Annotated in this window: 15 protein-coding genes; 12 read left to right on the top strand and 3 right to left on the bottom strand. The window is 69.6% G+C overall.

Features of this window, described 5'->3' with window-relative positions:
• Positions 1 to 17 precede the first annotated feature (17 nt).
• The 3 genes from egtB to ACGFNI_RS07225 form a co-directional block, all read right to left on the bottom strand.
• A complete protein-coding gene (gene egtB / locus ACGFNI_RS07235; protein ID WP_393681386.1) occupies positions 18 to 1,337 on the bottom strand; it encodes an ergothioneine biosynthesis protein EgtB in 1,320 nt (439 codons plus the stop codon).
• Positions 1,334 to 2,734 carry an ergothioneine biosynthesis glutamate--cysteine ligase EgtA gene (gene egtA / locus ACGFNI_RS07230; protein WP_393681385.1) on the bottom strand — a complete coding sequence of 467 codons (1,401 nt, stop codon included), beginning with the start codon at positions 2,732 to 2,734 and terminating at the stop codon, positions 1,334 to 1,336. The genes egtB and egtA overlap by 4 nt, the downstream gene beginning before the upstream one ends.
• A 301-nt stretch (positions 2,735 to 3,035) precedes the next feature.
• Entirely contained in the window at positions 3,036 to 4,247 is a 1,212-nt protein-coding gene (locus ACGFNI_RS07225; protein ID WP_393681383.1) for a pyridoxal phosphate-dependent aminotransferase, read from the bottom strand.
• Between the two features lie 116 nt (positions 4,248 to 4,363).
• Here ACGFNI_RS07225 and ACGFNI_RS07220 point away from each other — a divergent pair, with 116 nt between their 5' ends.
• The 12 genes from ACGFNI_RS07220 (at position 4,364) to ACGFNI_RS07165 (ending at position 20,174) form a co-directional block, all read left to right on the top strand.
• Entirely contained in the window at positions 4,364 to 4,993 is a 630-nt protein-coding gene (locus ACGFNI_RS07220) for a winged helix-turn-helix transcriptional regulator (RefSeq protein WP_393681382.1), read from the top strand.
• Positions 4,994 to 5,398: 405 nt separating this feature from the next.
• Positions 5,399 to 7,138 (top strand): condensation domain-containing protein, encoded by a 1,740-nt coding sequence (locus ACGFNI_RS07215; protein ID WP_393681380.1) that lies wholly within the window; start codon positions 5,399 to 5,401, stop codon positions 7,136 to 7,138.
• 165 nt (positions 7,139 to 7,303) lie between these two features.
• Positions 7,304 to 8,326: an LD-carboxypeptidase gene (locus ACGFNI_RS07210; RefSeq protein ID WP_393681378.1), complete on the top strand. Its 1,023-nt coding sequence runs from the start codon at positions 7,304 to 7,306 to the stop codon at positions 8,324 to 8,326.
• Positions 8,327 to 9,418: 1,092 nt separating this feature from the next.
• Positions 9,419 to 10,765 (top strand): SUMF1/EgtB/PvdO family nonheme iron enzyme, encoded by a 1,347-nt coding sequence (locus tag ACGFNI_RS07205; protein WP_393681377.1) that lies wholly within the window; start codon positions 9,419 to 9,421, stop codon positions 10,763 to 10,765.
• Positions 10,766 to 10,778: 13 nt separating this feature from the next.
• On the top strand, positions 10,779 to 11,528 hold the full coding sequence (locus ACGFNI_RS07200) for a class II aldolase/adducin family protein (RefSeq protein ID WP_393681376.1): 750 nt from the start codon (positions 10,779 to 10,781) through the stop codon (positions 11,526 to 11,528).
• Positions 11,529 to 11,559: 31 nt separating this feature from the next.
• Positions 11,560 to 12,645, top strand: a complete 1,086-nt coding sequence (locus tag ACGFNI_RS07195) for an LLM class flavin-dependent oxidoreductase (protein ID WP_393681375.1) — start codon at positions 11,560 to 11,562, stop codon at positions 12,643 to 12,645.
• A gap of 41 nt (positions 12,646 to 12,686) precedes the next feature.
• Positions 12,687 to 14,531, top strand: a complete 1,845-nt coding sequence (locus tag ACGFNI_RS07190; protein WP_393681374.1) for a non-ribosomal peptide synthetase — start codon at positions 12,687 to 12,689, stop codon at positions 14,529 to 14,531.
• Positions 14,528 to 16,264: a condensation domain-containing protein gene (locus ACGFNI_RS07185; protein WP_393681373.1), complete on the top strand. Its 1,737-nt coding sequence runs from the start codon at positions 14,528 to 14,530 to the stop codon at positions 16,262 to 16,264. Before ACGFNI_RS07190 ends, ACGFNI_RS07185 begins: the two co-directional genes overlap by 4 nt.
• Positions 16,265 to 16,317: 53 nt before the next feature.
• Positions 16,318 to 17,484, top strand: a complete 1,167-nt coding sequence (locus tag ACGFNI_RS07180; protein ID WP_393681372.1) for a PLP-dependent aminotransferase family protein — start codon at positions 16,318 to 16,320, stop codon at positions 17,482 to 17,484.
• Positions 17,481 to 17,990 carry a pyridoxamine 5'-phosphate oxidase family protein gene (locus tag ACGFNI_RS07175; RefSeq protein ID WP_393681371.1) on the top strand — a complete coding sequence of 170 codons (510 nt, stop codon included), beginning with the start codon at positions 17,481 to 17,483 and terminating at the stop codon, positions 17,988 to 17,990. The genes ACGFNI_RS07180 and ACGFNI_RS07175 overlap by 4 nt, the downstream gene beginning before the upstream one ends.
• Positions 17,983 to 19,446, top strand: coding sequence for an MFS transporter (locus tag ACGFNI_RS07170; RefSeq protein WP_393681370.1), 1,464 nt, complete (start codon positions 17,983 to 17,985; stop codon positions 19,444 to 19,446). Before ACGFNI_RS07175 ends, ACGFNI_RS07170 begins: the two co-directional genes overlap by 8 nt.
• Positions 19,443 to 20,174 carry a class I SAM-dependent methyltransferase gene (locus ACGFNI_RS07165; protein ID WP_393681369.1) on the top strand — a complete coding sequence of 244 codons (732 nt, stop codon included), beginning with the start codon at positions 19,443 to 19,445 and terminating at the stop codon, positions 20,172 to 20,174. The genes ACGFNI_RS07170 and ACGFNI_RS07165 overlap by 4 nt, the downstream gene beginning before the upstream one ends.
• Positions 20,175 to 20,266: the final 92 nt, after the last annotated feature.

Genomic DNA, 20,266 nt, shown 5'->3' with positions numbered 1-20,266 from the left:
GGCCGCGAGTGCCGGGCTCATGCGTCCGACGGGACGCCGGCGTCCCGTGCGGTGCGGAATCCGGTGAAGATCTGCCGCCTGACCGGCAGGTCCCAGTTGCGGAAGGTGCCCCGGCAGGCCACCGGGTCCACCGCGAAGGAGCCGCCGCGCAGCACCTTGTACGGGCCGCCGAAGAACACCTCCGAGTACTCCCGGTAGGGAAAGGCGGCGAACCCCGGATAGGGCAGGAAGTCGCCGGCCGTCCACTCCCACACGTCGCCGATCAACTGGCCGACCCCCAGCGGCGACCGGCCGTCCGGATAGCTGCCGACGAGGGCGGGCCGCAGGTGCCGCTGCCCCAGATTGGCGTGGGACGGCGTCGGGTCCTCGTCGCCCCACGGGTAGCGCAGCGACCTGTCGGCCACCGGGTCGTGACGGGCGGCCTTCTCCCACTCGGCCTCGGTGGGCAGCCGCCGCCCCGCCCAGCGCGCGTACGCGTCCGCCTCGTACCAGCTCACGTGTACCACCGGCTCGTCGGGCACCACCTCTTCCGTCACCCCGAACCTGCGGCGCAGCCAGCTGCTGCCCTCCCGGCGCCAGAACAGCGGGGCCCGCAGCCCCTGTTCGCGTACCTGCGCCCAGCCGTCCGCCGACCACCAGCGCGGCTCGTCGTAGCCGCCGTCCTCGATGAAGCGCAGGTAGGCGCCGTTGCTGACGGGCGCGGTGTCGATGAGGAAGGCGTGCACCATGCGGCGGTGCGCGGGCCGTTCGTTGTCCAGGGCCCAGGGTTCCGTGGACGTGCCCATCGTGAACAGGCCGCCGGGCACCAGGACTTCGGCGGGCAGGATGCCGTCCGACGTGACGGGCGGCGGCGGGGCGGTCAGCGCGGCGGGGCCGCTGCGCAGCTGGTGCGTGATGAGCATCGTCTCGTCGTGCTGCTGCTCGTGCTGGGCGATCATGCCGAAGGCGAAGGCGGCGTCCAGCAGCGGCCCGCCGCGCAGCGCGCTGCGCTCCAGCACGTCCAGGACCCGGCCGCGGACCTCGGAGACATAGCCGTGTGCCTCGGCCGGATCGAGCAGCGGCAGCGAGGGGCGGGTGGCGCGCGGGTGCTCGAAGGCGTCGTAGACGGAGTCGATGTCCGGGCGCAGCGCCTCCCGCCCGCCGACGGTGCGCAGCAGCCACTGCTCCTCTTGGTTGCCGATGTGCGCCAGGTCCCACACCAGAGGCGACATGAGGGGGGAGTGCTGCGCGATGAGTTCCGGCTCGTCGACGCAGGTGGTCAGCAGGTGCGTACGGTCGCGGGCGGCGAGCAGCGCGGTGGCCGCACGGGCGCGCAGCGACTCGGGGTCGTAGGTCACGGGCTGTCCTTCCCAGGGGTGAGGTCGGCCTCGGCAGCGCTGCCTGTGCTGTCCTGCGGGTGCCCCGCGCCGCCCATGCCCAGGAATCCGGACAGGTCCAGGGCGTCCGCAGGATCGGCGTCCGGCCGCCCGCCCTGCGGGGCGCCTGAGGTCTCCGCGGCGTACAGGGCGTCGAGGTGGTCGTCGGCGGGACAGCGTCCGCGGGCCACATAGCGGTCGGTGAACTCCGCGACCGCCGCCAGGACTCCGGGCGAGGCGCCGAGCCGCGGCAGCGCGTCCTGCGCGGCGGTGAAACACGCCAGCGCCGCGGCGTGCAGCTCCGGGTCGCTCAGCCCGCCGCGGGCGGCCCTGCGCCACAGCGGATTGCGCGGCGCGGGCCGTGAACCCGCCGTCTCCGCAAGGGGTTTGACGATGCGGTAGGCACGCTCGGCGGCCTCCGGATCGTCGAACAGGGCGGCCGTGACGGCCAGCGGCACGACCCACCCGGCGTCGCCCGCCTGCGCGTCGATCATGCGCAGTTCCAGATGGCCGCGCGGCCTGACCGGCGGGAAGAGGGTGGTGACGTGGTAGTCGAGGTCCTCCAGCGTCGGGGGCCTGGGGCCGCCCGTACGGACCCAGTCGCGGAAGGTGAGGCCGTCGGGAGTGTCCCAGGCCCCCTCACCTGACCTGATGCACATCACCGGCGCGTCCAGGACGTAGCGCGCCCAGGCGTCGCGCGGCTCGCCGTCCAGCGGCGGCGCGAGGGTGCGGGCCGGGTCGAGCTGGGACCAGACGGCCTGCCGGGTCGTGCGGTAGCCCGTGGGACAGCCCTCGCTGGTCGGCGAGTTGGCGAAGGCGGCGGTCAGCACCGCGCCCAGCAGATGCGCCATCAGCCAGCGCCTGCCGAGCCCGAGCGGCCCCGGCTCCTCGTGCCCTGCGTCCAGGCACACCTGCACCGAAGCGGTCGCGCACATCATGGAGCGGCCGGCCGATCCCCAGCGGTCGAAGTACGCCTCCATGGCGTCGTAGCGCGGTTCGGACAGCACTCGGCTCGGGGCGTGCCAGGGATTGTGGCCGTGCCCGGCCAGGCCCAGGCCCCGCTCCAGCATGGCGGGCCTGACCTGCGCGAGGTCGGCGGCGACGGACGTGATGCAGGACGTCAGCGACGTCGCGGGCAGCGAGCTGAGCTCCAGCTGGCCACCGGGTTCGAAGGTGAGGAGGGACTCCAGGGGGAGGGCGCGCAGCGCGTCGGCTGCGGCGTGCAGCCGGGACGGTTCGACCGGACATCGGGGGGTGCGCGCATCGTGCACCAGCCACTCGATCTCGACGCCGATGAGCCGGGGCGGACCCGTCTTGAAGCATATTCCGTGCAGGTGGGCTTCGAGTTCCGCTTCCGTCACCGCAGGCCGTACGGGCATGGGTTCCCTCTCCCCTCCGGAGTGGCGGCAGGCTTGCCGTCCTCCACCTAAGCGGCTGCGGCCGATGCGCTCAAGGGCGTCGGCGCTCCGCCGGTGACGAGGGGCGGGTACCGGCCGCGGAAGCTGGCGGCTCCGGGGGAGGGCAGCTCACTCGGAGTCGTACGTCCATTCGAGTGAGGAGGTGATGCGCGGGTGACGGCAGGCCGTCGTCACCCGCGTCCGCGCCCCGTGCCGCCGGGCGGAACCGGCCAAGCGCGGGGCGCGGACCGACGGCGCGGCGGCGCGGGGCCGGGGCCGTCCGTCACTGCCGGTAGCCGGCGAGAAAGCGGCCGATCCGGCCGATCGCCGCGTCCAGGTCGTCCGCGTGCGGAAGGGTCAGGATGCGGAAGTGGTCCGGGCGCGGCCAGTTGAATCCGGTGCCCTGGACGACCTGGATCTTCTCCCGCAGCAGCAGGTCGAGCACGAACTTCTCGTCGTCGTGGATCTTGTGCACGGCCGGGTCGAGCCGGGGGAAGGCGTACAGCGCGCCCTTGGGCTTGACGCAGGAGACACCAGGGATCTCATTCAGCCGCTCCCAGACCACGTCGCGCTGCTCGCGCAGCCGGCCGCCCGGCAGGACCAGGCCCTCGATGCTCTGCCGGCCGCCGAGCGCGGCCTGGACGGCGTACTGCGCGGGCGCGTTCGGGCACAGTCGCATCGAGGCGAGGGTGCTCAGGCCCTCCAGGTAGTCGGCGGCGTGCTGCTTGGGCCCGGAGACGACCAGCCAGCCGGAGCGGAATCCGGCGACGCGGTACGCCTTGGAGAGCCCGCTGAAGGTCAGGCACACCAGATCGGGGGCGAGCACCGCGGCGTGGTGGTGCACCTCGCCGTCGTACAGGATCCGGTCGTAGATCTCGTCGGCGAACACCATCAGCTGATGCCGCCTGGCGAGGTCGAGCATGCCCTCCAGCAGCTCGCGGGGGTAGACCGCGCCGGTGGGGTTGTTGGGGTTGATGATGACCATCGCGCGGGTCCGGTCGGTGATCTTCGACGCGAGGTCGTCGAGGTCGGGCAGCCAGTCGGCCGACTCGTCGCACATGTAGTGCACCGCGGTGCCGCCGGCGAGGGTGGTGACCGCCGTCCACAGCGGGAAGTCGGGGGCCGGGATGAGGACTTCGTCACCGTCGTCCAGAAGGGCCTGGACCGCCATCGAGATGAGTTCCGATACGCCGTTGCCGAGGTAGATGTCGTCGACGCCGACATCGGGGAGGCCATTGCGCTGGTAGTGCTGGGCCACCGCCCGGCGCGCGGGGAGGATGCCGCGCGACTCGGTGTAGCCGTGCGCACGGGAGAGGTTGCGGATCACGTCCTGGAGGATCTCCTCGGGCGCATCGAAGCCGAACAGCGCCGGATTCCCGGTGTTCAGACGGAGCACGCTGTGACCCGCCTCCTCCAGCGCGTCGGCGTGCTCGATCACCGGCCCACGGATCTCGTAACAGACGTCGGCCATCTTGCTCGACTGCTTGAACTGCATGCGGCGGCCTCCCGGTTCCTCACCCACCGCGGCGCGGCGGCTTCCGTATCCCTCACCGTACTTGGTTTTACCAAGTTGCCACTTGGAAAGTCCAACCGATTGTCTATGCTGGTGTCATGCCGCGCCGAAGTTATGACCAGTACTGCGCCGTCGCCCGAGCCCTGGACGCCGTCGGCGACCGCTGGACGCTCCTGATCGTCCGGGAACTGCTGGGCGGAGCCCGCCGCTACACCGAACTCCACGCCGACCTGCCCGGCGTCAGCACGGACATGCTCGCCTCCCGCCTCAAGGACATGGAGCGCGACGCACTGGTCACCCGCCGCAGACTCGCCCCGCCGGGCGCCGCCTTCGTCTACGAACTCACCGGGCGCGGCCGGGCGTTGCTGCCGGCGCTCACCGCACTCGCCGACTGGGGCGCGCCCGACCTCGGCAGCCCGCGCCCCACCGACGCGGTACGCGCCCACTGGTTCGCCGTACCGCTCATGACCCGCATCGCCGACCACTTCGCCGGCGGTCCCGGCGTGCTGGACGTCGTCCTCGACGAAGGCACCTTCCACCTCACCCTCGACGGCGAAGCGCCCGGCTACCGCGAGGGCCCCGCCGAACACCCGGACGCCCGGCTCGAAATGGACACCGCGACCTGCGCCGACCTCGCGTACGACCGCCTCTCCCTCGCGCAGGCCATCGCAGCCGACCGGATCGCCGTCACCCTGCCCGACGGCACGGCGGACGGCGCCCACGCCTGAACAGCGGGCCGCGGTCCGTATCCGGACGCGCGCCGAACGGCGATTGCCGCTGGGATGCGGCGAGATGACGGTACGTCAGTCGGGGTGCCGGACCGCCGTCCGGCAGGCGGACCGCCCTGTTTTGGAAGCGCAACGGGTGGGCAAGAAGGAAACGGGTGGGCAACAGGGAACTGGTGAGGCGCCAGAAACGATCACGACGGTGCCTGACCTCCGGAACGGCGATGAACGGTCGGACGGCGAGTGTGCGCTCGGCGCCCGGAGCGGTGTGACCGTGGGCGCGCTGCATCGACCGCGGTGACGGGTGAGCGCGGTGACCGACCTCTCCGGACACTGCTCTGCCAGGGCGGTGACGACCGGCTGGACGAGGCAGGTCGAGGCGGAGAATCGCGCGAAAAGGAGAGCACCGTGCAACCATCCCGGGTGGAAGAGATCCGCTTTTCCGGCTGCCGTCGCGACACCCGGCGTCTGACGTGGGCGCAGCGCCTTCTGTGGAACGACACGCAATGGCTCAAGCCGGAGGATCACTTCTACAATCAGGCTCTGCAATTCAAGATCCCCGAAAGGCATTCCACGCAAGACATCTTGGATGCCTTGGGCGCTCTCGTGCAACGCCATGAGGCGCTGCGGACGCGTTTCACCGTCTCCGACGGCGGGGAACCGATGCAGGAGGTGACCGCGGAAGGCGCCCTGTCGGTCGAGATCCTGTCACCCGGTTCAGCCGATGTCGATGCGGTGGCACGTGAATGGCTCGACATCCATCACGACATTTCTTTCAACTTCCCCGAAGAATGGCCTACGAGGGCCGCAGTGGTCGAGGTCGACGGCTCGCCGAACCGGGTCCTGTTCGTCATCTCCCACATCACTATCGATGGGGTGGGCGAGCGCATACTTGAGGATGAATTCCACCGAATCGTGGCGGAGGGCGCCGAGTCCGCGGCGCGGCGCGGCGCGGCGTACCAACCGCTGGACCGAGCTGCGTACGAGGCGACGAGGGAGGGGATCCGGCAGTCCGAGAGCACGCTCGGCTACTGGGAGACCGCACTGCGGGCGACACCTGCGCGCATGTTCTCCTATCGCCGAAGGGAACCCGCCCAGCCGCGCTATGTGAATGTGTCCATGAATTCGGAGGCGATCTCCGAGTCGCTGAACATCCTTGCGGGCCGCTACCGCGTCACCAACCCCGCCGTACTGGCCGCAGCGACCGCGGCGGTGCTGAGTTCCGTGACCGGAAACAGCAACGTCCTCCTCAAGACGGTGAGCAATAATCGATTCGTCGAGGACTTCAGCAACATGGTGGGCATTGCGCTGGGGAACTCCCTCATGGCGGTTCCGATCGGGCACCGCGGATTCACGGAAGTCATCCGGGACGTCGGGAACACGGCCATAGACACCATCATGAATGCGCAGTGTGACCCCGTCGAGCTGTACGAGCGCGTAGCACGTCGGAACCACGAACGCGGTGTCTACACCGACCTCTTCGAAGCATTCATCAACGACCGCCGGTACCTCAAACGCCCGGGAGCCGGTACGGGGCTTTCCGGCGCGGAACTCCGCAAGCTTGCCGAGAAGTCCACCGTGTACGTGAACGGCAGTTGGGAGCGGAAGAACGCCACATTCTTCCTGGACGCGGGCCCGAACGTGCCAGGTGGCGACGACATATTTCACATCATGGCGGACACCGCCTTCCTCTCCACCGTGGAGATCAAGCAGCTGCTGCGTGGCCTGGAGGCGCTCCTCATCACGGCGGTCGACCGCGAGGTGCGCTGCGCGGAACTCCCGGACATCATCGGCTTGCCACGACCGGAACGGGGCGACGGCTGGAAGCTCATCGACCAGTGCTGGGTTGATATGGAGGAGGCATCGGAAGTCCTGCGTCAGGTGACGGGCAGTACGGACGCGGCCCTCTTCGCTGTCGATTCCGGGGCGGGGGAGGAGTTGGTGGCGTATGTCCGGAGCGGGGATCCCCGGGCGACCCCGGAGAGCATTCACCGCTCCTTCGTCGCCGCACTGGAAGACCACCCCTCGGTGTCGGCGCCCGGCCGGTACGTCATCTGCCGCAGTGCCCCTGAGCTGCCTGCAGCAGACGAAGCCGCGTGGATGCGGCAGCCGGTCATCCATGCGGGCACCGGACGCACAGGGCGCTGAACTGGGCGTAGGCGGATGGGAATTGGGTACTCACCGGGTCGGCGCGCAGGGCAACGACGGGGCGCGCGGCACCGGTGAAGGCGCTGCACGACAGCGCCAACAGGGCACCAGGGGTCGATCGGTAAATGTGTAGCGGGTTGTCACGGGTGCCGGGATACTGCGCCGGTGACCCGTGCCGCACTGCCTCAACCGCTTCGTCCTCGCGCCCTGGCGCCCGGAGATCTCGTCGTCATCGCCTCGCTGTCCGGGCCGCTCGAAATCGATCAGGTACCCGGACTCGACCGGTCGGTGGCCGTGCTCGAGCGGATGGGATTCCGTGTGCGCCGGGCGCCGCTGCTCGAAGCAGGGCGGCACCATTGGTGGAGCGCTGCTCCGCCGGCGGAGATTGCCGAGGAGTTCAACGGTCTTCTGCGTGATCCTGAGGTGCGCGCGATCATCGCGCATGACGGCGGCCAGACGGTGCTCGGTTACCTCGACCTGATCGACGTCGAGGCGATCACTGCCGATCCCAAGCCGATCCTCGGCTACAGCGACATCTCGCTGCTGCATCTGGTGCTCCATGCGCGCACAGGTCTGGTCGGATTCCACGCCGACTTGGCCACCCCCGGGCTCGGAGAGGCGTGGCAGACCGCACCCGCAGCTCGTAGAGCGGAACTTGAGACGCTCTACTCGACGCTGCTGACCGGCGCGGAGGCGATCGGTGCGCTGCCTGCCGGCCCGTCGTGGGAGTGCTGGCGTGCCGGTCGCGCCGAAGGCCGGCTGATCGGCGGGGTGCTCAATCGCATCGTGCTGGCGCAGGCGACGCGTTACGCGCTGCCGCTCGAACGGTTCGACGGCGCGGTGCTGTTCTGGGACGAGATGGGTGGCCACGCCTCGCATGTGTGGAGCTATCTGCAGGTACTGCGGCACTGCGGCATCCTCGACCGGATCTCCGGCATGGTCGTGGGCGTTCCGCGCGAGATCGGCGGGCTCGGTGCGCCCGACGCGTCCCCGACTCTCCCCGAGATAGTCCTCGACGTACTCGGCGACCGTGACATCCCCGTCCTGGGCAACGTCGAGTTCGGACATGCCGGCCCGAATCTGCCGATGCCGGTCGGCATCCACGTCGGCCTGGACGCGCAGCAGCGGACATTGTCGCTGCTCGAACCGGCGGTACGGGCGCCCATGGTGGCGGGACCGGCAGGCTGAGCAACACCGATCAGCGAGCCGACGGCCTCGGCAGCATCCGGGGGCCGACTCAGGTTTGGTGACCGTCCCTTGGGCCGTTTGTCCGGCCGGGTGCGGCACTGTGCGCACGGCGCCGGCCTCGATGTGCCCGTCCTCGGGGACGATCTCGCGGCGGTGATCGCGTAGGTGGGCGACGACGACCGTGCCGATCTTGGCCGGATCGAGGCGCCTCGGCGCGCTGCGCGGGGTCCAGCCCGGGGGCGCGTGGTGGGGCAGGCCGAAGGCGGCCGGTTTTTGCCGGCTCCGTGTGGATCGGTGCCCGAGGTGAACGGTGCGGTACGCGAGGTGAACTCGGTGACCGGGCTGCGTACTTGATGCCGTGTGGGCCCCTTACGCAGGGCTTGTGGGGGAGGCCGGGGCGAACGGGAGCGGTGAGGCGGAGGTGGCGCGACGCACACGGCATCTTTGTGGATCTTGGAGTGTGGAGAACTCTATGATCAACGGGGAGTGGTGTGTGCCTGTTCTTGAGGCTCACCGCCTATGCCGACGATCAACTGACCCAAGTCCGGATGAGCCGGGCAAATACCGGGGATCCGGGGTCGTGGGGACGCCTTCTAAACCCATATTTAGCCACGGGAACTGGTCGGTAGGGGAACTGTTTCGGCCAGATGATGTTTCTCTGAGGTGGGGTCTGGATGCGCGCTAATTCATGCTCTACGATCAGTTCATCGTACAGTTGATCTCCGACCTTCAATGAGTCTCACTTATCGCTGTACATTCCTTGAAAACTTCTACGCTGAAGGTATCCGCTGCGTCTGGAACCCTCCGACGCCGCTCGTTCTGCGGCATGCCTTCGCGTTTCCCTGGAATGGCCGGCTCAAGCTCTGGCCGGCCACACGAGCGGCCGTGGAAACCATCCACGGCTTGTCAGTTGCTCCCTCTAGTAGTGAAGGAGGTGACCAGACATGACCGCCGAAGACTTCCTGGCATCGCGCGAATCGGGTGAGGCCGCGACGAAGTGGTAGTCGCCGCCAGCAGATAAGTGAGTGCCGGGTGATCCTTGTGTTCACCCGGCACTCATCCGGCAGACCGTGACAACAATAGGCTGGGGTAATGCTGCACGAGCTTGTGGATGGAGCGCTCCTGAGGTCTCTCGGTGGCCAGGAGTACCGCGACAGAATAGCGAAAATCGAGAAGGCGCTGACCGGCGCGGCGGCCTCCGATCTGTCCGTCCAGGAACTGCGCGAGTGGGCCGTGGGGCACGCTGACTGGAATGTGCGGCGGCTGGCCGTGCAGACCCTGGCGGAGCGCTTCATCGAACACGCGGAGGCCCGCGAGGCGATCAGCGAGGCGATTCACGACGATGTGGACTGGGTTGCCTTCACCGCCATCAAAGTCGCAGGTCAGCACCGCATTGCAGAGGCCGTGCCGCACATGATCCGCATCTCCGGCTGGCCCAGCAACTTCACCAAGCCGGCCTATGCGCGCAAGCCTGTCGGCTGCGGTGCCGCCTTCACCAAAAACGGGCTGCTCAACTTCTTTCAGTCGACCGACTTCCAAGAGTTGCGCACGCTGGAGAACGAGCACTTTGCCGACCTCCACGCCACAGTGGCAGCGGCGGCGAGAGAGCCTGATCTGAGCGATGCGGTCCTCATTCCGGCCGGGCCGTTCATCGCGGGAGCCCGAGTGCTGGAGATCGGCCCGTTCCAGATGGACAACACCGACAATCCGCTGCGGACGGAGGAGCTGCCGGCCTACTACATCGACCGGACCGCGGTGACGAATCGCCGGTATTCTGCTTTCCTCGCGGAGGTCGGAGAGAGCCGTGAATTCTCTCATCCGGATGAACCCGAAGGCAAAGACTACACCCCGGCCCATTGGCATGACCTGCGTTTCAACCATCCCGACCACCCGGTCGTGGGAGTCGACTGGTACGACGCCTATGCATTTGCCCGGTGGGCCGGAGGGCGACTGCCTTCGGAAAACCAATGGGAGAAGGCGGCACGCGGTACGGACGGGCGGGTGTACCCCTGGGGTGACACCTGGAGCAATGAAAGGGCTCAGAGCGTCTTCGCCGCTTACCGGAAGGACGACATCAAGGATCTGGCAGAGCTGGAGGAGCTGCTGGTTTCCACGACGGTGAGCTGGCCCGAAGACCCGGTGGCACCGGCTGATTCCTACCCGCAAGGTGCCAGCCCGTACGGACTGCTGAACATGGCAGGAAACGTCTGGGAGATGACCCGGACCAACTTCTTCACCAGGGAGGACATGGCTCCCTTCTTCCGGGGGCGGTCCAACCAGGAATTCATGAACCGCCCGGAGGCATTCCATGTGCTGCGCGGCGGCACCTGGACCTCGCCCCCGGTGTGCCTGTCCACCTTCTACCGCGGGAAAGACCTGCTGACGGACCGCCACAACGAGGTGGGCTTCCGCTGCGTCTACGACGCCCCTGCAACGTGATGTAAGGAGTGGCATGCCTACTTCCACACCGCCGGCCGCCTCCCCGGACGCGGCCGTCGTCCCGGCTCAGGACCAGGTGCGACAGTCCCTGGTGGAGGCGATCCACCTCCTTGCAGCCCTCGGCTACAGCGAAGGTCTCGCCGGCCATGTGAGCGTCAGGGATCCGGAGGACGACAACGCCTACTGGGTCAACCCGTTCGGTCTTGACTTCCATCACGTGACGCCCGATGACCTGTTGCTCGTCGGCTCCGAAGGCACCGTCCTGCGCGGGACCGGCGCTCTCAACCCCTCGGTGGACCCGCTGCACGGTGAACTGCACCGCAGCCGCCCGGATCTGACCGCTTTCGCGCACACGCACTCCATGTACGGCAAGACGTGGTCCTCTCTCGGCCGCCGCCTCGACCCCATCACCCAGGACGCCTGCGTCCTGTACCAGCGGCACAGCGTCTACGGACAGTTCCTCGGCCTGGTCAACGCCCGCAGGGAAGGCAAGGAAGTCGTCAAGACGATGGGCGACGGCACCGCGGTCATCATGCAGAACCACGGCTTCCTCACCGGTGGGCGCAGCATCGGCGAAGCGGTGTGGCTCTTCATCGTGATGGAACGCGCCGCCCAGTCCCAGCTCATGGCCGAGGCATCGGCGTCCGAACCGCTGCTGATCCCGCACGATGTCGCGGTGGATACCGGACGCGCGCTGGCCAAGCTGGAGTTCGCGGACAAGCAGTACCGGAACTTGTACGAGACGACGTGCCAACGGCGCTGACGCTGTCCGCCGGAGAGAGGAAGCGAACCGGATGAAGCTAGGCATCAACTTCCTGCCCACGGTCGGGCCCGCGGAGGCGGCGGCCGACCAGTTCTACGACGAATGCCTGGAACTGGGCGCGGAGGCGGACGAACTCGGTTTCCACCACGTGAAGATGGTCGAGCACCACTTTCACGAGTGGGGAGGCTACAGTCCCGACCCGGTGGCCCTCCTGTCGGCCATGGCCAGGCACACGCGCCGGGTGCGGCTGGTGACCGGCGCCGTGACTCCGGCGTTCACCCATCCGATCAAACTGGCCTCGTCCCTACTGGTTTTGGACAACCTCTCGCACGGCCGACTGGACGCCGGCTTCGGACGGGCCTTCCTCCCTTCGGAGTTCGCCGCGTTCGGCGTGGACATGGACGACAGCCGGGCGCTTCTTGAGGAAAACGTCGAAGCCATCCATCGTCTGTGGACGGACTCCGGCTTCCGTTGGGAGGGACGCTTCCACCGCTTCGGCCCGCTCCCTCCGATCCTGCCCCGGCCGGCCCAGCAGCCCGCCCCGCCGGTGTTCATCGCGGCCACGACGTCACCCGAGACCTTCGTCTGGGCGGGACGCCACGGCTATCACCTCATGGTCATGCCGGTGGTGGCGAGCCACGAGAAGCTGACGGGTCTGCTGGACAGCTACCGGCGGGCCAGGGTCGAGCACGGTCACTCCCGGACCCACCGTCTGCACGTCAGCTACCACGCCTACGTCGCGGAGAGCCACGCCGAGGCGGTCGAGCGGGCCGAGGAACACTACGAGGTCTACCGCGACAAGCAGATCGAGGCGTACAGCAGCTGGCGGGGCAACGCCTCCGCGCAGTACCCGGGGTACGAGCGCATGGAAGCGTCGGCCCGCAGCACCAAGCTCTCCGACCTGATGGCGGCGGACAACGTCGTGATCGGCGGGGTGGCCGAGGTGGGAGCCGCGCTGCGTCGCATCCACGACCTCTACCCGGGGGCTGAGATCAGCCTCCACTGCCGCTACGGATCGATCACCCAGCCCGAAGCGCTGCGTACCGTACGGCTGTTGGGGGAGAAGGTCCTGCCCGACCTGGCATCGATCGGCCCCGAAGAAGCCGGCCAGGACTGATCACGACGACAGGCGGTCCCAGAACCATGACCCACAGTCCGGTGACGTCAACCCGGCCGTCGACCACGCACGGCCGCGTCGAGCTGATGGCCCGCACATATCCTCGTGCGACCGCCCTGATCAGCACGGGGGAGACGCTCAATTACGCCGAACTCGACGCCAAGGCGTCGGGCCTGGCCCGGATCCTGGGAGAGCACGGCGTCGGGCCAGGCACCACCGTGGCCGTCCGGCTGCCGCGCTGTGTCGACCAGGTCGTGGCGACCCTTGCCATCTGGAAGCGCGGTGGCGCGTGTGTGCCCGTCGATCCGCTGCTCCCCTCGCAACGTGCCGAACGGCTGCTGGCGCTCTCCGGTGCGCAGTTGTCGATCGGCCCCGGCTGCCGCGTCCTGCCGGAGACCGCGGCGGGAGGCGGTCACCGGTGGTTCGCCGATGCTCCCGAGCCGGAGCGGATCGCCTACGTCTTCTTCACCTCCGGCTCCAGCGGTGAACCCAAAGCCGTCGGTGTCCCGCACTCGGGAATCGTCAACGAAGCGGTGTGGACGGCCGAGACCTACCGCTTCGCCCCGTTCGACACGGTGGGCAGCTGGCTGTCGTCGCCCGGGTTCGCCATCACCCGGTGGGAGCTGTGGTCGCCGCTCGGTGCCGGAGCGGCCGTCGCGATCGCCGAGGAGAGCACGGAATGGGACGCCGAAGCGGTCCGGACGTGGCTCCTGGAGTCAGGCGTGACCTGGAGCGTCGTGGTGACCCGCCTGGGCGAGCAGTTGATGGCGCTGCCCTGGCCCGATGACACCGCCTTACGCGTGCTGATCACCGGAGGCGAGCAACTGCGCTCATGGCCGGGCGATGTGCCCTTCGACGTGGTCAACTCCTACGGCATCACGGAGACGTCGGGAGTGCGCCTGGTCGCCCCGTTGACCTCGCGTGGAGCCGTGGACGAACTGCCGCCGATCGGCGACGTGATCGACGGCACCCAAGCCCACGTGCTGGACGACGCCTGGCACCCCGTACCGGACGGCGAGACGGGGGAGTTGTACATCGGCGGCATCGGGCTCGCCCGCGGCTACCTGGGGCGTCCGGGACTGACCGCGGCGACGTTCCTGCCTGACCCGTTCGCCGGCCGGGGGCAGCGGATGTACCGCACCGGCGACCTGGTGCGCCGCGGCGCGGACGGGCAAATCCGGTACGTCGGACGCAATGACGGCGAGAAGAAGACCCGGGGTGTGCGCCTCAACCCCGCCGAAGTGGAGGCCGCCCTCCTGGAGCACCCCGCGATCGACGCCGCCGCGGTCCGGGTACGGTCCGACGCGGTCATCGCGTACGTGGTCTGCGGCGCGGACGACGCCCCTCCGGTGCACGAACTCAGGGGCTTCCTGGCCGAACGGCTGCATCCGTCGACCGTGCCCAAGACCTTCGTCCGGCTCGCCGCCCTGCCGACGCTGCTGAGCGGCAAGACGGACCGTGCGGCACTGCCGGAGCCCGGTCCTGACAACGTCATCACCGACACGTACGCGGCGGCGTCAGGCGCCGGGGAACGCGCCGTGGCCGAGGCGTTCGGCACCCTGCTGGGCGCCGAACGGGTGGGCCGCGACGACGACTTCTTCGCTCTGGGCGGCGACTCACTCGGAGTGGCCCGGCTCATGACCGCGCTCACCGGGCAGTTCCGCGTCGAGGTGCCCGCCGCCGTGCTGTTCGAGGAACGCACCCCCCGGCGTATCGCCGCCGCGCTCCGCCTTCCCGCCGCCGGCCGCCCCGCCCCACCTGACGTGCCGCCGCCACCGGGGCCGACGGCGGCGGACGAGGCGGCCACCACGGACTGGCTGGACACACTCAGCGACGACGAGGTCGAGGACCTGCTCACGGTCATCGACCGGACAGAGGGCACATGACGAGGGGGAACACCGCACCGACGAGCGCACGCCGACGGGAGCTGGCTGGGCACCTGAACGGTGCCCCCACCCGCGACGCACCGCTGGTCCTGCCACTCAGCGGGGCACAGCGCGGACTGTGGCTCCGCGAGCAGCTGATCGCCGGCACCCTCGCGTACACCGAGACCGTGGCGATCGACATCGAAGGGCCGTTGGACACCGCGGCCCTGCGCACCGCGATCAACACCGTGGTCCGTTCCCAGGACTCCCTGCGCACCGCCTTCGTGGTGGGCCGTTCCGGGCCGGTGCAGGTGGTGCGACCGCCGTCCGCTGTCGAGGTGCCGCTGGAGGAGGTGCCGTACCCGGAGAGCCAGGACGGGCCCGACGGCCTGCTGGACACCGTGGTGCGGGACGGACTGCTCGTCCCCTTCGACCTGGGGCGGGCGCCCCTGCTGCGCACGCGGCTCTACCGGGTCTCGGACGTGCGCGCCACGCTCGCCCTCGTCGTGCACCACCTGGTCTGGGACGGCGGCTCGATGGCGGTGCTGCTCAACGGGCTGGCGGACGCGTACGCGGCGGCCGGCGGCGGGGCGCTCGCCCCGCAGGCCGCAGGCGACCCCACGCCGTCGTACGCCGACGTGGTGCGGACGGTACGGGCCCGCGAGGCCGACGCGCAGCACCGGGCCGACGCGGATCGCTGGGCGGACAGGTTCGATGACGTGCCCGCCGGAGCCCTTGCCCGGTCGGTGCCTGCCGATGACGGGACACCGGATCGCGGCGGGCGGCGCAGCGGCGTGATCCACCGCGAGATCCCCCCGCCGGTGCGGCAACGACTGCGCGCCGAGGCGGCAGCGGCCGGATGCACGACGTTCATGATGGGGATCGCCTGCCTGACGGCCGCCCTGCGCAGCGGTCCCGCGCCGCGCCCGGTCCTGGTCTCCGCGCCGATGTCCGTACGCCCCCAAGAGGCGGCAGGGCAGATCGGTTACTTCACCAACACGGCGCCGCTCGTGGTGACGCCTCCCGAGGGCGCGTCGCGCCGGGTGTTCCTGGAGGAGGTGCGGCGCAGTTGTGTGGAGTCCTGGACGCACCGGCACGTACCGCTGGAACACCTCGTCACAGCGGCGAGGACCCGCCACACCGGGACCTCGCCCTTCGAGAGCGTGCTGTTCAACAGCTTCAGCTCGACCGCGCCTGTCCAGGACGGGACCGGTCGGACGTGGACGGCTCGTTGGCTGCCGAGCCGCGGCCCCCGGTGCGACCTGATGGTCTCCTGGGACGAGACGGACGAGCGGATCCTGGCCCGCTTCGAGTACGACGCGGACCTCATCACGGCCGACGACGCGGGCCGGATCGCCGACGCCGTGCTGAGCGCGGCCGAGCACCTGGCCTCCGGCACGGAGGTGCACTACGACGAACTGCCGCGGTTCGCGACGCGGGCCACGACGGCCTCGCGGCCCGCCCGGGACGCGCCCCCGCCCGCAGCGCCGGCCGCTGTGGAGGTGCCCGCCCGGATACGCCAGGCGGCCGAGCAGGTCTGGCGCGAGATCCTGGGTATCGAGGAGACCGACCCCTTGGACGACCTCGACGACTTCTTCGCGCTGGGTGGGCGCTCCCTGGAGGCGGTGCGCATCGCCACGCGGCTGAGCACCGGCCTCGAACGGCGCGTCCCGCCCCGCATGGTTGCCGAGGCCGAGTCCTTCGGCGAGTTCCTCACGCTAGTCGCCGCAACAGAGAGGGAGAAAGCCGAGTGAAGCCCGATCAGCACCGGGGTGGAGCCGTGCCCCTGGCATCGAGGACATCACGGTTGCGTTCCTCCGCGATCGGATCGGTCCTGAGGCTCGCGGAGGCCCCTGGGATCATTCCGCTGGCCGCGGGCAGCCCCGCCCGGGAGCTGTTCCCGAACGCCGACGTCCAGGAGGTGACGAGCCGGCTGCTCAGGGACGACCCGGACGCCTTGCAGTACGGCGATACGGCCGGGCTGGCCGACCTGCGCGAGTGGATCGTCTCCCGCAACGCCACCCGCCTGGGCATCACCGGCCGGCCCGAACACGTGACCCTGACGCACGGTTCGCAGCAGGCGCTGGACCTGATCTGCAAGACGCTGATCGATCCAGGCGACGTCATCGTCGTGGACCGGCCGTCCTACATCGGGGCCCTCCAGGTCTTCCGGCTGTTCGAGGCGGACCTCGTACCGGTCCCCTTGGCCGACGACCCGCAACTCGACGAGCTGAGCGCCGCGTTGCAGCGCGGACTGCGTCCACGGTTCCTGTACGTCGTATCCAACTTCGCGAACCCGACCGGCGCCACGCTGTCCCTGGTGCAACGGCAACGCCTGGCCGAACTCGCCGACCACTACGGCTTCTTCATCGTCGAGGACGATCCCTACGGAGAACTCCGCTACGACGCGCACGACGGCGACACCCTCCCCGCACTCGCGTCCTTGTCGGACCGGGTGCTGAGGCTGGAGAGCTTCTCGAAGGTCCTGTTCCCCGCCGCCCGCCTGGGCCATGTGACCGCGCCAGCCGAACTGGCTCCGGTCATCGGGATGTTCAAACAGGCATCCGACCTGGGCAATTCGGGATTCATCGAACGTGCCGTACTGGAACTCGTCACCCGTCCCGGCTTCGCGGACGCGCGCATCAAGGCGGCCCGATCGCTCTACGCACAGCGGCGGGACGCCCTGGTCGCGGGTCTTCGCCGGTACTTCGGCGACGCGCTGGACTTCGACGTGCCCGGCGGCGGCTTCTTCGTCTGGGCCCGCTTCGCCGGCACGACGAACGCCGAGGACCTGCTCACCGGCGCCCTCGCCCACCGGGTCTCGTACGTGCCGGGTACCGACTTCTACGCCGCCGACCCCGACCGCGGCACGCTGCGGCTCTCGTTCTCCGGAGTCGGCCCGGACGAGCTGACGGAAGCCGCGCACCGCCTCCACCAGGCGTGGGCCGATGGCCAGGGCGGAGCGGCCGGGTGAAGCGAACGTGGAAGGCCACGCGGCGCGGGAGTTCGTTCGGTCCGCTGACCGACGCGCCCTTCGACGTCCCCGCATTCCTGGCGCAGCCACTGGTGGCCCGTCTCGCCACGGACGGTCCGGTCGTGCGGCCGGTCTGGTACCTGTGGGAAGACGAGTCGTTCTGGGTGTTCACCGGGTCCTGGTCCCGGCTGCCCGACCGCTTGGCCCGCAATCCCGCCTTCGAGCTGGTGGTCGACGTCTGCGACCCGGGCACCGGACTGACGCGGCAGGTGGTGGCATCCGGGCGCGGGCGGACGGTCGCGTTCGACACCGCGCGGGCCCGCCGCAAGCTCGTGCGGTACCTGGGCCCTGACGAGTCACGGTGGGACGCCAGGTTCGCCCTCAGCGAGTCCACGGCGGCGAGCGGCGCGCTGTGGGCCCGGCTCGATCCGGACGTACTGCGGGTCGCCGACCTGTCCTTCACACCGTCCGCGATCGAGGCGGGCACGGTGGCGGCCCATGACTGAGAAGCCGGTGGACACCGAGGAGCCGGTCAGCCGCTCCTACCGGGAGGTGCTGCGCAACCGGCGCCTCGCGGCGCTGCTCATCGGTGACCTGCTGTCGCAGGTCGGGATGGGCACGGTGATCGTGGCGATGCCCATCCAGACGCTGCGCATCCACGGGTCGCTCGCCCCCGCCGTCGCGATCTCCGTGGTCGAGACCGCGCCGTTCGTGCTGTCCACCGTGCTGGCGCTGGCGCTGGGTCTCGGCAGGCTGCGGCTGCCGTCCCGTGCGCTGCTGCTCGTCGACTGTGTGCTGCGGCCCGTCATCTTCTTCGCGCTGGCCGTGCTCTCCGCGACGGACGAGCTGACGCTGCCCGTCCTGGTCGTCGGGCTGCTCGTCGGCTCCGTCTTCCGTCTGGCCGGGACCAGCAGCCGCCGCCTCCTGGCGACCGGCATGGTGGACAAGGAGGACCTGTTCGCCGTCAACGGACTGCTCGGCGTCAACAGCAACTTCGCGCTGTTCGTCGTCGGGCCCGTGATCGGCGGCCTGCTGGTGGCGGTCTGGGGTCCTGCGGCGGCGCTGAGCTTCGATGCGCTCGGCTCGGTGGTGCTGCTCGTCGTCGTGGCGCTGTGGGTGCCGGCGCCGCAGCAGGAGGATGCGGAGGCCGACGCCGCCCCTGCCGCGGGCTGGCAGATTCTGCGCAGCAGGCCGCTGCTGGCAAGGCTCTTCGCCGTCATCTTCTTCTTCAATTTCTTCTACATGCCCGTGGAAGTGGCGCTCCCACTGCTGGTCCGCGGCCCGCTGGACTCCGGAAGCGCGGGTCTGGGGCTCGCCTGGGGCGCCTTCGGGGCGGGCGCGTTCCTGGGAGCGCTCGCCACCAACTACGTGCGCCGGGTGCCGGAACGCGTGGTGCTGATCGCCATCATCGCCCTGTGGGGCCTGTGTCCGCTGGCGCTCTCCGCCGCGGGGAACCTGCCCGTCGCCATGGTGGTCTTCGCGCTGGGCGGTCTGGTGTGGGCGCCTTTCATCCCCGTCGCGTTCAGCTTCATCCAGTCCGAACTCGGCCCCGACGAGCAGCAGCCCGTGGTCACCCTCTGGGTGGCGGGCTCCACGCTCGCGGCCCCGCTGGGCCTGGCGGCGGGCGGCCCGATGATCGACGCGGTCGGTAGCCGCGGCGGCCTCGCCCTGTCCGGCGTACTGACGCTGGCGCTCATTCCCCTGGCCGGAGTGGGCCTGTTCGCCGTCCGGAGAAAGAGGTCGGAAGTGCCCCAGGAGACTTCCGTGACCACATACGACGTCGTGGTCAACGACGAGGAGCAGTACTCGGTCCATGACAGCGGCCGGCCGCTGCCCGAAGGGTGGCGCCCGGAGGGCTTCAGCGGGACCGATGAGGAGTGCCGACGCCACATCGACGAGGTAGGGACCACGCTGCGTTCTCCCGAAGGGGCGGCGCACACCCGGAAGGAGACACAGCAGTGAAGGCATTCGACAGCCCCGCCGCATGGGACCGGATGGAAGCCTACGACGCGACGCCGTGGGCCGCCGGTGACGACGAGGAGGCAGCCAGTGCCTTCCTCGCCAAGGTCGCCGACGGCGGCCCGGCACTCGAACTCGGTATCGGGACGGGCCGGGTGGCACTGGCCCTGGCCAGGTCCGGCGTACCGGTCACGGGTATCGAATCGTCCCCGAAAATGCTGGAGCAGCTGCGCGCCAAGCCGGGCGGCGCCGAACTTGACGTCGTCCTGGGGGACTTCGCCGATGTGCCGGTCGAGGGCGAATTCAGCCTGGTCTATTGCGTGTACCACAGCTTCTTCCTGCTCCTCACGCAGGAAGAACAGCTGCGCTGCTTCCAGAACGTGGCCGACCGGCTGAAGGACGGAGGTGCCTTCGTGCTCCAGACCTTCGTTCTGGACGTCGATCAGTACGGCCGTGAGAACTGGACCGACACCATGCACCTCGGCGACGACGAGGCGGTCCTCCTGATGAGCCTCCACGATGCGGACGAGCAACGGGTCAACCGTCAGCAAGTCGTTCTGTCCACGTCGGGGTCGCGCTTCTACCCGATGTCCTTCCGCTACGCCTGGCCATCCGAGCTCGACCTCATGGCGCGCATGGCCGGTCTGACGCGGGAAGAGCGCCGGACGGGGTGGGACGGCGAGCCCTTCCCGCACCCGGGGCACGTCACCGTGTACCGGAAGAGCGAGTAGGGAAACCTCCGAGCGCCCGCCCTGGCCGCCGAGTTGGCCGCGCGGCCGGCCAGGGCTGAAGAAGGCCACCCACACCGAACCGCAGCACCCGC

Origin of the sequence: Streptomyces sp. NPDC048644 (assembly GCF_043199105.1) — a bacterium.
Classification (GTDB): Bacteria; Actinomycetota; Actinomycetes; order Streptomycetales; family Streptomycetaceae; genus Streptomyces.
The sequence above is the reverse complement of the archived record's forward strand: the minus strand, read 5'-3'. Positions and strand labels throughout refer to the sequence as shown.